Genomic DNA, 15375 nt, shown 5'->3' on the forward strand with positions numbered 1-15375 from the left:
GCGTTCTTGTTATCGGTGAAAATCCTCGCCGGGTTTGGGTCCGCTGTCAATTCGAGCTTGGCAGTTCGAGCGTCTCAATTGATGACGCAGGGTACGCTCAAAAATCCGCGGAAGCGGACGCGGCCGCCGCGTACGGCTAGCCCGTTCAGCGCGTAGCGCGGAAACCGCGCCAGAAACCCGGAGATCGCGACCGCGCCCTCGAGCCGCGCCAGCGTCATGCCGGCGCATTGATGCGCGCCGGTGGCAAAGGCGACATGCCGGTTCGGCGTGCGGCCCACATCGAAGGCTTCGGCGTTTTCGAACTGTCTTTCGTCGCGGTTGGCGGCACCGATGCAAAGCGTGACGGATGTGCCGGGCTGAAGTTTGATGCCGCCTAGTTCGACTGGTTCGGTCGTGATGCGGTTGCCGAGCTGGTTGGAACTCTCATAGCGGAGCATTTCCTCGACGGCAGTTTTGATCAAAGCCGGGCTTTCGATCAGCCGCGCTTTTTCCGAAGGATGATGAATGAGCGTCACGAGTCCGTTGCCGATCAGATTGGTGGTGGTCTCGTGGCCGGCATTGAGGAGGAAAATGCAATTGTGCAGAAGCTCTTTCTCGGTGAGACGCTCGCCGTTGGTTTCGCCCTGGATCAGCTTGGTCAGCACGTCACGCTCGGGATCGCCCGGTTTGGTACGCCGCCGCGCCACCAGCGTTTCGAGATAGGCCAGGAATTCCTTGACCGCGTTGTTGCCGCGCGCAAAGGCCTCCGGGCCAATCACCGGCTCCAGCGCACCGAGGATCGCAAGCGACCAGTCGCGAAGCGGCCCGCGTTCGCCCTGCGGCACGTCGAGCAGATTGCCGATCACCTCGATTGGGATCGCGGTGGCGAAATCCGCGATCAGATCGAACTCGCCCTTGCGCCCCACTTCGTCGAGTAGGCGATCGACGAGCCGTCTCAAGCCGGGCTCCATCGCGGCGATTGCGCGGGGCGACAGCGCGCCTGTAATCAGCCGCCGCACCCTCGTGTGGGCAGGCGGATCGTTGAACACGAGGCTTGTGGTGTGATGGTCGTAGAGCGGGGAGGTTCCGTATTTCGGCGCGAACTCCTTTTTCTTGTCAGAAGAGAAAGTGCGGGTGTTCTTGTAGGCGGTGAGCAAATCGTCATAGCGGGTCAGGAAATAAGACCCGTTGGCCATGCGCTTGACAGGCGCGTGCTCCCGCAGTGCACGATAGGTCGGATACGGATCCGCGTAGAACTCGGGCGTCAGGTTCTCGAGATCGAAACGCTCTGCCAGTGCGGTGTTAGCTCTCTCGTTCGTTCGCATTCATGCTGCCATCTCTTGAGGGAGCATCGATATGCCATTTTCGATCTTTCGAAAAGCGAAAGTCCCTCTAAAGTCGGCGGTCGAGTCATTCCTTGAGGAAATGAAGATGCATGCCCGTAGCGACGCGCCGGCCGAGGTCGAACCCTCCTGGCCGGAGGATATTTTCGAGATTTTGCAGCGCTTCGATGTCCGCCAGGTGCCTTACGTGCCGGATGCCGGTCATTCGCAATTGATAGAGCGCGTGCTTGGCGAGCGTTCCATGCGGGCGGTACCGCTGACGACGGAAGAGGAGGGCGTCGCATTGCTCGCTGGCGCCTGGACCGGCGGTCAGAGGGGCGTTTTGTTGATGCAGTCGAGCGGGGTCGGTAATTGCATCAACATGTTCTCGCTGACGCAAATCTTCCGCTTTCCGTTCCTGACGCTGGTGACGATGCGCGGCGAATGGGGCGAGTTCAATCCGTGGCAGGTGCCGATGGGCTCGACCACCGCGGGCGTGTTCGAACTATCCGGCATCAAGGTCTTGCGCGCCTCGCATGCTGGCGAGGTGAGGGACGTGGTCGAGGCTGCGGCCGGCCAGGCCTACAATGCCTGCACGCCGACGGCCGTTCTGTTGTCGCAACGTTTGATCGGCGCAAAGGTGTTCGTGAAATGAGCAAGGCAAATCTTCTCGAACGCCGCAGCGTCGTATCGGCCCTGCTTGAGGGGCGCAAGGACGCGGTCGTCATCGGCGGTCTCGGCGCCTCGACCTACGACATTGCGGCAGCCGGCGATCACGACCGCAACTTCTATCTGTGGGGTGCGATGGGCGGCGCGGTGATGATCGCCCTCGGCATTGCGCTCGCGCAGCCCACACTGCCGGTTGTCGTGATCACGGGCGACGGCGAGATGCTGATGGGAATGGGAAGTCTCGCCACCGTCGGCCTGCAGCAGCCGAAAAACCTCTCCATCATCGTGCTGGACAACGAGGTCTATGGCGAGACCGGCGGGCAGGCGAGCCACACCGGCGCGAACACCGACCTCGTCGGCGTGGCCAAGGCCTGTGGCATCAGCGATTCCCGCGCCATGGCGACGCTCGCCGAGATCAAGGCATTCGCCGCCTCCATGCAGGACCTTACGGCCGGGCCGCGCTTTGCCAGCATCAAGATCGACAGCGCCAATCTGGAGCGGGTGCTGGCCAACCGCGATGGCACCTTCATCGTGAACCGGATACGGGGCGCGCTCGGATTTAGTCCGATCTAACGCCGGCCAACAACCGGCGGTAGCTAACGCAACTTCAGGCTCCGCCAGGGTAATTTTGCGCCGCAGCAAATTCCTTGACTTTTGGTTAAAGGTGAGTGCTTACTCACAACGATGAGCACCCTTCGCATGACCAGCGATTTGCGTCGGCAATTGATCCTGGGCGCCGCAAAGCGTTGCTTTGCGCGCCACGGCTTTGCAGGCACGACGACCAAGAGCGTGGCTGCGGCGGCCTCCATTTCCGAAGCGCTGCTGTTCAAGCATTTTCCGACCAAATCGGCGCTGTATGCGGAAATCCTTGCAGAAGAGTGCGCGGCCGATCCGGCGCTGCATCGCCTGCTCGAGCTCGAGCCCTCGACGGGGACGCTCGTCATCCTGATCCGCGGAATGGTTCGCCATTTCGACGAGGTGCACGCCTTGCCCGACCAGCAGGAGGCTCAGCGATTTCGCCTCATGATGGCGAGCCACCTCGACGACGGCGAATTTGCGCGGCTGATTTACGAGAAGGTCGGCGGATTGATCGGCCCGATCTTCGATGTCTCACTCAGTCGGGCCATCGAGGCGGGAGACGCCAGACGGATCGGGCGCGAGCCCATGAATCTGTTCTGGTTTGCCCATCACACGTTACTGATGGTAACTCTGACGCGCCTGCCTGTCGTGCCTTGCCTTGCTTTCGGCGACGGTACCGATTTCGAGCGGCAGCTCTGCGAATTTATCCTCCGCGGCATCGGCTTGAATGAAGCCGCGATTGCCAACTACCTCGACCGCGACCTTGCCTGGGATTCCGGGCAGCCGGTGATTGCAGAAAGTGCATGAACATGAACGTTGTGACCGAAGGCCATATCTCGGGGAAGCCGATCGGAGAGAAGCCGCATTCGCGTCCGGTGCGGATGGGACGGTGGTTCGTGATTGTCGGCTGCGTGCTGGCTGTCCTCGTCGGCGGTCTCGTCTGGTTCAATCACTTCCGGGCCGAGATGATCAAGCAGTTCTTCGCCCACAACAAGCCGCCTCCGACCGTGGTGACGGTGGTCCAGGCGAAGTCCGAGGTGGTCCCCAATCTGATCACGGCGGTGGGCGATCTCGCCGCCGTGCATCAGGTGAACGTCACCTCCGATGTCTCGGGCCGCATCACTGACATCATGTTCACGGCCGGCGCTTCGGTGAAGGCTGGAAGCCCGCTGCTGCAGTTGTTCGACGGTCCCGAGCAGGGCGATCTGGCCAGCTTCAAGGCGCAGGCGACCGGCGCTCAGCTCGCGCTTGATCGTGCCAAGCAGCTGGCAGCGCGCCAGTTCGGGCCGCAATCGACCGCCGATGCCGCGCAGGCGACCTATGATCAGGCCGTTGCCGGTATTGCCAAGACCGAAGCGCTGATTTCGCAAAAGCTCGTGCGCGCGCCGTTCGACGGCGAACTCGGCGTCCGCCGTGTCGAAGTCGGACAATATCTCAGCGCCGGAACCCAGATCGTCACGCTGACCGATCCGTCGATGCTCTATGCCAACTTCACCGTGCCGGAGAAGGCAAGCGGCGCGCTTCAGGTCGGCCAGACCGTGCGCATCTCGGTTGACGCCTATCCCGGCCGGACCTTCGACGGCAAGATCACCACGATCGAGCCGCAGATACTGGCCGATACCCGCAACATCCGCGTTCAGGCCACGATTGCCAACCCTGACCGCATCCTCAAGCCCGGCATGTTCACGACCACGACGGTGGTGTTGCCGGACAAGCCGCCGGTCATCACCGTGGCCGAGACCGCGGTCGACTATACGCTCTACGGCGACTCCGTGTTCCTCATCACCGAGAAAAAGGGCGATGACGGCAAAACCAGCCTGACCGCGGTGCGTACCTTCGTGCGGACCGGGGACCGCATCGACGGGCGCGCCGAGATCGTCGAAGGCCTCAAGCCTGGCGATCGTGTCGTCGCGGTCGGTCAGAACAAGCTGCAATCCGGCGCAGCCGTCGCAATCTCGACCGATCCGCCACCGCCGATTCCGGCAAAGCTGCCGCGCTACTGATCGCTGTTGATCGCGCGTCCTCGAATTAAGAAGCCGGAGCCCCACGATGGTCTGGACTGATATTTTCATCAAGCGGCCGGTGTTGTCGGTCGTCGTCAGCCTGCTGATACTCCTGATCGGCTTGCGCGCCGCGACCGTGTTGCCGATCCGGCAATATCCAAAGCTGTCGAACACGGTGGTGAATATCACGACCGTATACCCCGGCGCGGCCGCCGATCTGATTCAGGGCTTCATCACGACGCCGATCGAGCAGGCGGTCGCGTCGGCCGAAGGCGTCGACTACATGACGTCGTCCTCGGTGCTCGGCACCAGCACGATCCAGGTCTACATCAAGCTGAATTTCGATCCGAACCAAGCGCTGACCGAGGTTCTCGCCAAGGTGAACTCGGTCAAATACCTCATTCCGAAAGAGTCCAACGACCCGATCGTCACCAAGACGACGGGCCAGGCCACGGCCGTGATGTATCTCGGTTTCTCCTCCGAGGTGCTTTCGGGCTCGGCGATTTCCGACTACCTGACGCGCGTGGTGCAGCCGGTGCTTTCGACCGTCGATGGTGTCGCCTCGGCCGATATTCTCGGTGGACAAACCTTCGCAATGCGGCTCTGGCTCGATCCCGTTCGGATGGCCGGCCGCAACGTTTCGGCGGCGGATGTGCAGGCGGCCATTGCCACCAACAATTTCCAGGCGGCGGCGGGCCAGTCCAAGGGCTTCTTCATCGTCTCCAACGTCTCGGCCAACACCGACCTGCAAAACCTCGATCAGTTCAAGAAGATGATCGTCAAGTCAAAGGACGGCGGCTTCGTCCGGATCGACGATATCGCAACGGTCGAACTTGCGGCGCAAAGCACCGACGCCAGCGTCGCCTTCAATGGCGAGCACGCGATCTTCATCGGCGTACAGGCAACGCCAACGGGCAATCCTCTGACCCTCGTGAAAGGCGTCCGCGCGCTATTCCCCGAACTCGAGCGCAACCTGCCGCCCTCGATGAAGATGAAGGTGGCCTACGACTCGACCAAGTTCATTCAGTCTTCGATCGACGAGGTGGAAAAGACGCTTGGCGAGGCGGTCATCATCGTCGTCGTCGTGATTTTCCTGTTCCTGGCGTCGTTCCGTTCGGTGCTGATCCCGGTTGTGACCATTCCGCTGTCGTTGATCGGCGTATGCAGCCTGATGCTGATCGCTGGTTTCAGCTTCAACCTGCTGACGCTGCTCGCGATGGTGCTGGCGATCGGCCTCGTCGTCGACGACGCCATCGTGGTGGTCGAAAACATCCACCGCCATCTGGAAGAGGGCAAGCCGCCGGTGCAGGCGGCGATGATGGGTGCGCGTGAAATCGTCGGCCCCGTCATTGCCATGACCATCACGCTCGCCGCGGTGTATGCGCCGATCGGCTTCCTCGGTGGCCTCACCGGCTCGCTGTTCCGCGAATTCGCCTTTACGCTTGCCGGCTCGGTGATCGTGTCGGGCATTATCGCTCTGACGCTGTCGCCGATGATGTGCTCGATGTTCCTCAAGAGCGCGGAGGAGAGCCGCTTTGCCCGGGTCGTGAACCGGGTATTCGGTGCGGTGACGCGCGGTTATGGCCGTCTGCTCGATCGCTCGCTCGACTATCGCCCGATCACCGGACTGTTCGCGTTGACGATCCTGGGCCTGGTCGGCTTCCTCTATCTGCACTCCGCCAAAGAGCTCGCGCCCGAAGAGGATCAGGGCATCGTCTTTGCGGTGACCAAGGCGCCGAAATACGCCAACATCGACTATTACGATTTCTACAGCGATAAGCTGGACAAGGCTTTTGCGAAATTCCCCGAAACGGATCTGCGTTTCGTCCTGAATGGCATCAGCGGTCCGCAGGGCGGCATCGCCGGCATGCTGCTGAAGCCCTGGGATGAGCGGAAGCGCTCGTCGATCAAGCTGAAGCCGCTGGTGCAGGCAGAGCTGAGCAAGGTCGAGGGCATCAACGCCTTTGCCTTCAACCTGCCGCCGCTGCCCGGCGGTCCCGGCGGTCTGCCGGTCCAGATGGTGGTCTCTTCGACCAATAGCTTCCAGTCGGTTTACGAGCAGATGGCCAAGCTCAAGGACGCGGCGCGCAAGAGCGGCTTGTTCATCGTTTCCGACAGCGATCTCGATTTCAACCAGCCGGTGGTGCGAATCAAGGTCGATCGCTCGAAGGCAAGTGACCTTGGCCTGACCATGCAGAGCATCGGCAACACGCTCGCGACCATGCTCGGCGGAAACTATGTGAACCGCTTCAACCTCGAGGGACGATCCTATCAGGTGATCCCGCAGGTCCCGCGCATCAGCCGGTTGTCGCCGGAAGCACTTGGCGACTATTACCTGTCGACCCCGACCGGTCAGCAGATTCCGCTGTCGACGGTGGTTTCGATCGAAACCGGGACCGATGCCAACGCGCTGACACACTATAACCAGCTCAATTCGGCAACCTTCCAGGCTGTGCCGATGCCGGGCGTGACGGTCGGGCAGGCGGTCGATTTCCTCGAAGGCGAAGCGAAAAAGCTGCCGGCGGGCTTCAACCACGACTACCTGGCAGACAGCCGGCAATATGTGCAGGAAGGCAATCAGCTTGCGATCACTTTCGCCTTCGCGCTGATCATCATCTTCCTGGTGCTGGCTGCGCAATTCGAAAGTTTGCGCGATCCACTCGTCATCATGATCAGCGTTCCGATGGCGATGGTCGGCGCGTTGCTTCCGCTGTTCTTCGGCGTGGCGACCATCAACATCTATACGCAGGTCGGCTTGCTGACGCTGGTCGGACTGATCAGCAAGCACGGCATCCTGATGGTGGAGTTCGCCAACGAGCTTCAGCTCAATGAAAGCCTCGACCGCCGTTCCGCGATCGAGATGGCGGCCCGCGTCCGGCTTCGTCCGATCCTGATGACCACGGCGGCAATGGTGACCGGCTTGCTGCCGCTCCTGACGGCCTCAGGTGCGGGCGCCGCCAGCCGTTTCTCGATCGGCCTGGTTGTCGTCGCCGGCATGACCATCGGCACGCTGTTCACGTTATTCGTGCTGCCGGCGGTCTACGTCTGGATCGCAACCGACCATCGCGCCGGCGCCGAATCCGAGCGCGCCAGGGAAATCGCCGAGTTCGATCTCGAATCGAAAGCGCTCAAGCCGACGTGACGGGTCGGCCAGTGGCCTTGTTTGGTCGGCCAATGGCCTAGTACCGCCGATCTGAAGTCCCGGCACCACAAGCGGCGAATTCGATCCGGGACTTCAGATCGATAAAGCGGTACTAGAATCAATAATTTTGTGAGTAGCCCATGACTTTCCGAAGTTCGTGAAGGTGGGTGCTGCGATGGAGCACGAACTTCGGAAAGTGGGCACTAGGTGAAAAAACGCGAGCGCGGAAATTCTTTCGCCGCGCTGGATCGTGTGGCCATTTTCAGGATAGGAGATCATGTTAAAGTTCCATGGAACCTGACATGATCCAGGGAAACGCCTGAATGACCCGCGATTTTGCTGCCGGAAATTACCGGTTCATTCCGGCCGTATTTCAGTATTCGAGTGGCGCCTGCGCCCTTCCCGGATTCCAGATCGAGCGCGTGCGCTTCGACCGCCTGGTGCCGTTGGCTGCGGGTTTTGAGCAAGCCGCGAAATATATTCAGGCCGCGGGCGAGAGGTTGACGTCGTTCTGCGCCTGCGAGCTGCGGTCGCCGGCCGCGTTCACCGAAGCCGGTTTCCTCGCCTTCAACCAGCACTATGTGAGGACATTGGCCGAGTGGGGCATCTTTGACGGCACCACCAATCCGGTCGCGCGCAGCAATGTCTGCCCCGAGATCGATCCGCCCGCCGCGCCGTCTTTCTTCGCCTTCTCATTCGTTCGCCCGATCGAGGGACAGGGCCGCACGGCGACCCCTGACTTTGTGGTCGCGGGAGGAGCGGAAGCGCGCGGCGGCGCGGGCAGCTATCCCGAGCGGATCGTGCGTTACCGCGATCTCAGCCCCGCGGGGCTGAAAGAGAAGGTGGGCTTTACGGTGCGCGAAATGGAAGGCCGCCTCGCGGAGTTCGGATTTGCGTGGAGCGACACCACCGCGGCACAGGCCTACACCGTGCATGATTTCCACGCCGTGATGCGTGAGGAGCTCGCGCGCCGTGGCGCCGCACGATCCGGCCTGATTTGGCATTTCGCGCGCCCGCCAGTGGTCGATCTCGAATTCGAGATGGATTGCCGGCGGGTGAGCCGGGAGGTGGTGATTTGATCTCGCTTCGGCAGAAAGGTGTGCCCCCTCTCCCGTGCGGATCCAATCGGAGAGGTGGGAAACCTCACCGCTGCCTTGGATCGAGCGCGTCGCGCAGGCCGTCGCCGATCAGGTTGAACGACAGCACGACCAGGAAAATCGCAAGTCCCGGCCAGATCGCTATCCAGGGGGCGTTGGTCAGAAAGCGCTGCGCCGAATTGAGCATGCTGCCCCAGGAGGGCGCCGGCGGCTGCTGGCCGAGGCCGAGGAACGATAGCGCCGCTTCGGCGATGATAGCGGCCGCAATCGAGAGCGTCGCCTGCACCAGCAAAGCGGGCAGGATATTCGGCAGGATATGGAACAGAGCGATACGCCAGGGCGGATTGCCGATGGCGCGGGCCGCCTCGACATAATCCTCGACCTTGACGCTGAGGGTCTGCCCGCGGGTCAGACGGATAAAGACCGGCGTTGTAGAGATGCCGATGGCGATCATGGCGTCGCGCAGGCTCGGTCCGAGAAAGGCGGCAAGTGCAATGGCCAGGATCAGGAACGGGCAGGCGAGCATCGCATCGGTGATGCGGCTGATCAGCGCGTCGACAAACCCGCCGCGGTATCCGGCGAGCAATCCGAAGGGCACCCCTATCGAAAGGGCGATGGTGACCGAAATCGCGCCGGCCAGTAGCGAGGCCCGCGCGCCGAACACCACGCGGGCAAGGACATCGCGGCCGAGATCGTCTGTGCCGAACCAGTGCAGGGCCGATGGGGGCTTTCGCACCAGCGTCCAGCTTGTCGCGACGGGATCGTAGGGCACGACCCACGGCGCCAGCAGCGCGAGCCCGATAAAGGCCGCGATGACAAGCAGACCAACGACGGCGCCTTTGCGCGCCAACAGCCGCCGCAACGCGCGCCGTGCGGGGGTTTCGAAATCGCCGTTGGACGAAGCGGCGGGGATCGCGAAGGCGGCATCGGCCATCGTCAACCTCTCAGCCGCGGGTTGACGAGGATATAGGCGATGTCCGCGATCAGGTTCAGCGTGATGTAGATCGTCGCCGTGACCAGCACGACGCCCTGGACCACGGCGTAGTCGCGGTTGAATACGGCGTCGACGATCAGCTTGCCAAAGCCGGGTATGGAGAAAATCTGTTCAGTCAGCACCGCGCCCGACAGTAATGTGCCGAGTTCAAGCGCGCCGAGCGTGATGATCGGCGTCAGCGCGTTGCGCATGGCGTGCTTGAGAATGACGACGCGCTCGGAAAGACCCTTGGCACGGGCGGTGCGGACATAGTCGCTTTCGAGAACCTGCAGCATGGCGCTGCGGGTGTGGCGCATCAGGATCGCCGCGATGGCATTACCGAGCACGAAAGCGGGCATGATGGTGGAAGCAAGGCTGGCGCGCCAGTTTTCGGTGAGGGGAACGTAGCCGGAGGCCGGCAGCCAGCCGAGTTTGATCGAGAACAGGAAGATAAGCATGATGCCGAGCCAGAAGTTCGGCGTCGAGATGCCCCATAGCGCAAACAGGTTGGCGCCATAGTCCCAGACCGTGCCTTTCTTCACCGCGGAGATGATGCCGGCGGGAATGCCGATCAGGAAAGCGATGAGGATCGCCATCGAGGCGAGTTGCATCGTCACGGGCAGCTTCTCCGCAATCAGGTCGCGTACGGGGACCTTGATGCGCAACGACTCACCGAAGTCGCCGGACGCAACGCCTTTGACCCAATAGAAATATTGCACCGGGATCGGCTGATCGAGACGATATTTCGCGCGGATTTGCGCGATCACGGCGGGATTGCGTTCTTCTCCGGCCATGACCAGCGCGGGATCGCCGGGCAGGAGGTGCTGCAGAAGAAAGATCAGCACCGACACGAAGAACAGTGTCGGGATCAGCTGCAGGACGCGTTTGCCAAGGAAGTTCAGCATACGGCTATCCGCGACCCGGGCGTAGCGCACCATGAAATGTTGCGCTGCTGAATTGGACCCATGTGAGCCGGTCGATATGTCCCAGCGCTGCGGAGCAGCGTACCGGACGATGCGTTGCATCGCCGGGAAAACGCTGACCGCGTCCGGGACACCCGTATGGAGCCAGCAGCTTCACTTCAATTTCAGCCCGACCACGCGCACCAGTCCATCCGGCATCTGTCGGTAGCCCTCAAGCCTGGTGGTATGCGCGATCAGCAACTTGCGATGATAGAGATAAATGATCGGTTCGTCCTTGAGCACTTGCGCCGTCACCTTCTCGTAGATTGTCTTGCGCTGCGCTGGATCGCTGGTGAGCCGCGCATCCTCAAAACCCTTGTCGACCTCCGGGTTGGAATAGACGCCGTCATTCTGCGGCGCCTTGCTGTGGAGAAAGACGTAGGAATTGCCGTCGGGATCGATGCGGCCGCTCCAGCCGATCAGAAAGGCCTGAAACTCGCCGGCCTGCGCCTGCTTGAAGGAGGTTGCGAATTCGATCAGGCGGATCTTGAGATCGAAGCCCGCTTCGGCCGCCATTGACTGCAGAACCTGGGCGACCGACTCGTTCTCCGCGCCCTTCGGCACCATCAGGTCGACGCCGATCGGTGGCGTTACGCCTGCCTCCTTCAGTAACGCCTTCGCCTTTTCGATGTCGCGTTTCGGAACCGGGAACGCCTTTTGATAATAGGGATGCTCGGGGCTGACCCATTGGTTGCCCGGCGTGAATTCGCCGTTGAAGACAACCTGGTTGAGCGCATCGCGATCGATCGAAAGATCGAGCGCCTGGCGCACTTTCTCCGATTGGCTGAGGCCGCCCTTCTTCTTGTCGTTGCCGACGTTAATGGTGAGGCCCATATAACCGAGCTCGAGCGCGGATGAGAGCTTGAGCCTGGGATCGGCGCGCACGTCCTTGATGTCGGTTGCGAGCACGCGCTCGATCAGGTCGAGTCCGCCGGACTTGAGGTTGGCAAGCCGCACCGTAGCATCGACGATCGGCAGGTACACGATGCGGTCGATGAGGACGTTATCCTTGTTCCAGTAATCCTTGAACTTCTCGAAGACGATGCGGTCCTCCTGCACGCGCTCGACGAATTTGTAAGGCCCGGCGCAGACCGGGTGAAGTCCGAACTTGTCGCCTTCTTCCCTGGCGGCTTTGGGCGAGACCATCATGCCGGCGCGGTCGGTGAGCTGCGCGATCAGTGGCGAGTACGGTGTTTTCAGCACGAGCTTGATCGTGAGCGGATCGACCACCTCGACATGGTCGAGCGCGGCGAGTTCGGGCTTGCGGAACGATACCGGCGAATTGAGGTGACGATCGAGCGAGAACTTGGCGGCTTCAGCGTCGAACGGCTCGCCGTCCTGAAATTTAACGCCCGGCCGCAGCTTGATCGTAACTTCCTTGCCGTCGGCTGAGGTCTCGTGCGACAGGGCGAGCTGCGGCACGATGTTGAGTCTCTCGTCGATGTCGAACAGCTTGTCGCAAAACGCCGCGAACACGATCCGGCCGACATAGGTTCGCGCGGTGGTGGGATCAAGCGCATCCGGATCTTCGGCAAGGCCGATGCGCAGCGTGGTTTGGGCGTGGGCGACCGCCTCGAAGGAGAGCAGCATCGCTGCTGCAAGGGCTGCCAATCGTATCATCTTCATCGGACCTGTCTCCATTGACATCGTTACGCAGCCGCGCCGCTCATACTAACCCCGAAACCCCGGTTCACGTCCGTCCGTGCGGTTAAAGGCTGCGACCAATCGCTCCAGCTCGGGTGAAAAAGCACCGTCGGTGGGAACGATCGCGTCCGCCGGAGGTAAATCGTCCGCGCGATGGCATGCGGTGAGGTGTCCGGCACCGCTCGGCAGCAATTGCGGCACGTCGGTTCGGCAACGGTCGATCGTAAAGGGGCAGCGGGTGTGGAAGCGGCAGCCCGGCGGCGGATCGATCGGGCTCGGCATCTCGCCTTGCAATACCAGACGGCCGCGCTTGGCCTGCGGCCTCGGCACGGGAATGGCCGACAGGAGCGCGCGGCTATAGGGGTGGCGCGGCGAGGCAAACAGGGTTTCGGCAGCCGCCGTCTCGACGATATGCCCGAGATTCATCACCGCGACGCGGTCGGCGATATGCTTGACCACCGCAAGGTCGTGGGAAACGAAAATATAGGCGAGCCCGAGCCGCTGTTGCAAGTCGCGCAGCAGATTGAGGATTTGCGAACGGATCGAGACATCAAGGGCCGAGACCGGCTCGTCGCAGATGATCAGCTTCGGCTCGACAGCCAGCGCGCGCGCAATCGCGATGCGCTGGCGCTGGCCGCCGGAGAACTCATGGGCATAACGGCGCGCCGCGCGCGGCTCCAACCCGACCAGCCGCAACAGTTCCTCGACCCGCTCTCGACGCCGCCCGCTCGGCACGAGATCATGCAGCACGAGCGGTTCGGTGAGAATCTGCCCGACGGTCATTCGCGGGTTCAGCGAAGCATACGGGTCCTGGAAGATGATCTGCGCGTCGCGGCGGAAGGCGCGCAACTCGCTCGCGCTCATCGCCAGCAGGTCGTGGCCTCCGAACCGGACCTCGCCCTGATCGGGCTCGATCAGGCGCAGCACCAGCCGGCTGACGGTCGACTTGCCGCACCCGGATTCGCCGACCAAGGCCAGCGTCTCGCCGGCGTTGACGGTGAAGGAAACGCCATCGACCGCTCTGACAAAGGCGGTCGGCCGTCCGAACGCCGAGCGCGCTGCAACGAAGTGCTTGACCAGGTTCCTAGCTTCCAGCAGCGCGGTCATTCTCTCCCCTCCCAACGCGTAGCGAAGAGGAGCGGCGGGGAGGGGTCGGGGGTCGGGGGACTTTTTTTGTGATATCGGCCCCCCACCCCGGCGTTTCTGGACGATGCTTCGCATCGCCAAGATACGCCGACCCTCCCCACCACTCGCAAGGGCTCGCGGGGGGAGGGAAAGACAGCTTCTGCCTCCGATCGCGCCCTCATCACGACACTAGCCTTTCCAGCGGCGCGCGGACGCAGCGCGACCAATGGCCGGGGCTTATTTGCGCGAATGGTGGCGGGGCCGTAGTGCAGGCGCTCTCTACAAACGGACAGCGCGCGGCGAAGCGGCACCCTTTTGGCGGTGCGCTCATGTTCGGGACCATGCCCTCGATGGTCGCAAGATGCGAGGTGCGGCGATCGAGGCGCGGAATCGAGCCGAGCAGGCCGACGGTGTATGGATGTTGGGGGCTAGCGAACAGCGCGTCGACGCTCGTCCGCTCGACCACTTCGCCGGCATACATCACCGCGACCTCGTCGCAGACCTCGGCGACGACGCCGAGGTCATGGGTGATGAGGATGATTGCCGCGCCGCTTTCCGCCTTGAGTTCGCGCATCAGGTCGAGAATCTGGGCCTGCAGGGTGACGTCGAGCGCCGTCGTCGGCTCGTCGGCGATTAGGAGATGCGGATCGCAGGCCAGCGCCATTGCGATCATCACGCGCTGGCGCATGCCGCCGGAGAGTTTGTGCGGATATTCGTCGATGCGCCGCTCGGGCGAAGGGATATGTACCTGCCGCAATAGTTCGATCGTGCGTTTGCGCGCGGCGCTGCGGCTGCCACCGCGGTGACGAAGAATGGATTCCATGACCTGGTCGCCGATGGTGAAGCTCGGATTGAGCGACGTCATCGGTTCCTGAAAGATCATTGCGAGGCGATTGCCGCGCAAATCGCGCCGGACCTGGTCGGGAACGTCGAGGAGATCGAAGCCGTCAAAGCGGATTGATCCCGTCACTTCGGCGGATTGCCTGGGCAGAAGTCCCATCACTGCGAGCGAGGTGACGCTTTTGCCGCAGCCGGACTCGCCGACCAGCCCGAGCGTCGCGCCACGCGCGACGGCCAGATCGACAGTATCGACCGCATGGGTGGCGCGGCCGTCATCGCCGCGAAACGTGACACGCAAATCCCTGATTTCGATCAGCGGCGCGTCGGTCATTGCTGGCTTTCGACCGCGTTGGCAACGCCGGCATCGATCACGGCGCGATTAGTGATCCCGGCCGGATTTTTCCGGGTCGGCAGGCACTTTCTGAAATGCACCCAGCGCTCGCGGCTCACCGCCTCCAACCGCTCCAGTTCGGCCAAGGGATCGACGTGGTCGTCCACGCGAAGGTCAAGGTTGGACCATTCCTCCTCGCCGTAAATCAAAAGCGCGGCCGACTGCTTGCCGCGCTTGTCGCCGCCGGCGGCTTCACCGGCACGCAGGGCGGCGATCAGGCGCCGCGTAAAAGGCAAACCGATGTTGGCAACATAGGCTGTTGCGGTTTCGTTCAGAACCCGCGCACCCGCGAGCATGTTGCCGGCAATCGAATAGCCGTCGCCTTCGAGATGACCACACCAGTCGACGCAGTCTTTGCCCGTAAAGGCGGCGATCTGCCCTTTGGCGTCCATGATATGGACCTGCCGGCTGGCGTGTCCAGCGTCGCTCGCAACAAGCGTCTCAATAACGTCGCGCGGGAAACGGCCTTCGCGAAGCAGCTTCAGACCATCGATGCCGTAATAGGGGTTGACCAGCGCCTGCGTGGCGATGCCGCCGACGCCGGGAGCGATGTGGGGTACGCGCGCGCCGACCGCGAAGAATTTCGTGGCCACCGCTATTCCGATCTGGCCGGTGGCATTGTCCTTGGCAATGATCGACCAGGTCATGG

The 15375-nt window shown here is 62.3% G+C and carries 13 protein-coding genes; 6 read left to right on the forward strand and 7 right to left on the reverse strand.

The window, feature by feature from the left end:
• Positions 1 to 74: 74 nt before the first annotated feature.
• Entirely contained in the window at positions 75 to 1304 is a 1230-nt protein-coding gene (locus M6D32_RS11150) for a cytochrome P450 (RefSeq protein WP_298255960.1), read from the reverse strand.
• Between the two features lie 106 nt (positions 1305 to 1410).
• On the opposite strand from M6D32_RS11150, the gene M6D32_RS11155 reads away from it, so the two are divergent.
• The 6 genes from M6D32_RS11155 to M6D32_RS11180 all read left to right on the forward strand — a co-directional run bounded on the left by M6D32_RS11155 (position 1411) and on the right by M6D32_RS11180 (position 8773).
• Entirely contained in the window at positions 1411 to 1956 is a 546-nt protein-coding gene (locus M6D32_RS11155; protein ID WP_298255961.1) for a phosphonopyruvate decarboxylase, read from the forward strand.
• Positions 1953 to 2543: a thiamine pyrophosphate-dependent enzyme gene (locus M6D32_RS11160; RefSeq protein ID WP_298255962.1), complete on the forward strand. Its 591-nt coding sequence runs from the start codon at positions 1953 to 1955 to the stop codon at positions 2541 to 2543. The genes M6D32_RS11155 and M6D32_RS11160 overlap by 4 nt, the downstream gene beginning before the upstream one ends.
• Before the next feature lie 111 nt (positions 2544 to 2654).
• A complete protein-coding gene (locus tag M6D32_RS11165) occupies positions 2655 to 3356 on the forward strand; it encodes a TetR/AcrR family transcriptional regulator (RefSeq protein ID WP_298255963.1) in 702 nt (233 codons plus the stop codon).
• A gap of 2 nt (positions 3357 to 3358) precedes the next feature.
• A complete protein-coding gene (locus tag M6D32_RS11170) occupies positions 3359 to 4552 on the forward strand; it encodes an efflux RND transporter periplasmic adaptor subunit (RefSeq protein WP_298255964.1) in 1194 nt (397 codons plus the stop codon).
• 46 nt (positions 4553 to 4598) lie between these two features.
• Entirely contained in the window at positions 4599 to 7694 is a 3096-nt protein-coding gene (locus M6D32_RS11175; protein ID WP_298255965.1) for an efflux RND transporter permease subunit, read from the forward strand.
• Between the two features lie 323 nt (positions 7695 to 8017).
• Positions 8018 to 8773, forward strand: coding sequence for a hypothetical protein (locus tag M6D32_RS11180; protein ID WP_298255966.1), 756 nt, complete (start codon positions 8018 to 8020; stop codon positions 8771 to 8773).
• Between the two features lie 64 nt (positions 8774 to 8837).
• Here M6D32_RS11180 and M6D32_RS11185 read toward each other — a convergent pair whose 3' ends face one another.
• From M6D32_RS11185 to M6D32_RS11210, 6 genes are all read right to left on the reverse strand, one after another.
• Positions 8838 to 9725 (reverse strand): ABC transporter permease, encoded by an 888-nt coding sequence (locus M6D32_RS11185; protein WP_298255967.1) that lies wholly within the window; start codon positions 9723 to 9725, stop codon positions 8838 to 8840.
• Positions 9726 to 9727: 2 nt separating this feature from the next.
• A complete protein-coding gene (locus tag M6D32_RS11190; RefSeq protein ID WP_298255968.1) occupies positions 9728 to 10669 on the reverse strand; it encodes an ABC transporter permease in 942 nt (313 codons plus the stop codon).
• Positions 10670 to 10840: 171 nt separating this feature from the next.
• Positions 10841 to 12352 carry an ABC transporter substrate-binding protein gene (locus M6D32_RS11195; protein WP_298255970.1) on the reverse strand — a complete coding sequence of 504 codons (1512 nt, stop codon included), beginning with the start codon at positions 12350 to 12352 and terminating at the stop codon, positions 10841 to 10843.
• A 45-nt stretch (positions 12353 to 12397) separates the two neighbouring features.
• Positions 12398 to 13477, reverse strand: a complete 1080-nt coding sequence (locus M6D32_RS11200; RefSeq protein ID WP_298255972.1) for a dipeptide ABC transporter ATP-binding protein — start codon at positions 13475 to 13477, stop codon at positions 12398 to 12400.
• A gap of 199 nt (positions 13478 to 13676) precedes the next feature.
• On the reverse strand, positions 13677 to 14666 hold the full coding sequence (locus tag M6D32_RS11205; RefSeq protein WP_298255974.1) for an ABC transporter ATP-binding protein: 990 nt from the start codon (positions 14664 to 14666) through the stop codon (positions 13677 to 13679).
• Entirely contained in the window at positions 14663 to 15373 is a 711-nt protein-coding gene (locus M6D32_RS11210; protein WP_298255976.1) for a DUF1028 domain-containing protein, read from the reverse strand. The genes M6D32_RS11205 and M6D32_RS11210 overlap by 4 nt, the downstream gene beginning before the upstream one ends.
• Positions 15374 to 15375: the final 2 nt, after the last annotated feature.

Origin of the sequence: Bradyrhizobium sp. (genome assembly GCF_027307225.1) — a bacterium.
Lineage (GTDB): Bacteria > Pseudomonadota > Alphaproteobacteria > Rhizobiales > Xanthobacteraceae > Bradyrhizobium.

Bases quoted from the DNA above. Each gene is read 5' to 3' on its own strand.
- M6D32_RS11200 (WP_298255972.1), bottom strand. From the start codon at position 13,477: ATGACCGCGCTGCTGGAAGCTAGGAACCTGGTCAAGCACTTCGTTGCA.
- M6D32_RS11210 (WP_298255976.1), bottom strand. From the start codon at position 15,373: ATGACCTGGTCGATCATTGCCAAGGACAATGCCACCGGCCAGATCGGA.
- M6D32_RS11190 (WP_298255968.1), bottom strand. From the start codon at position 10,669: ATGCTGAACTTCCTTGGCAAACGCGTCCTGCAGCTGATCCCGACACTG.
- M6D32_RS11185 (WP_298255967.1), bottom strand. From the start codon at position 9,725: ATGGCCGATGCCGCCTTCGCGATCCCCGCCGCTTCGTCCAACGGCGAT.
- M6D32_RS11175 (WP_298255965.1), top strand. From the start codon at position 4,599: ATGGTCTGGACTGATATTTTCATCAAGCGGCCGGTGTTGTCGGTCGTC.
- M6D32_RS11150 (WP_298255960.1), bottom strand. From the start codon at position 1,304: ATGCGAACGAACGAGAGAGCTAACACCGCACTGGCAGAGCGTTTCGAT.
- M6D32_RS11195 (WP_298255970.1), bottom strand. From the start codon at position 12,352: ATGAAGATGATACGATTGGCAGCCCTTGCAGCAGCGATGCTGCTCTCC.
- M6D32_RS11205 (WP_298255974.1), bottom strand. From the start codon at position 14,666: ATGACCGACGCGCCGCTGATCGAAATCAGGGATTTGCGTGTCACGTTT.
- M6D32_RS11155 (WP_298255961.1), top strand. From the start codon at position 1,411: ATGCATGCCCGTAGCGACGCGCCGGCCGAGGTCGAACCCTCCTGGCCG.
- M6D32_RS11170 (WP_298255964.1), top strand. From the start codon at position 3,359: ATGAACGTTGTGACCGAAGGCCATATCTCGGGGAAGCCGATCGGAGAG.
- M6D32_RS11160 (WP_298255962.1), top strand. From the start codon at position 1,953: ATGAGCAAGGCAAATCTTCTCGAACGCCGCAGCGTCGTATCGGCCCTG.
- M6D32_RS11180 (WP_298255966.1), top strand. From the start codon at position 8,018: ATGACCCGCGATTTTGCTGCCGGAAATTACCGGTTCATTCCGGCCGTA.
- M6D32_RS11165 (WP_298255963.1), top strand. From the start codon at position 2,655: ATGAGCACCCTTCGCATGACCAGCGATTTGCGTCGGCAATTGATCCTG.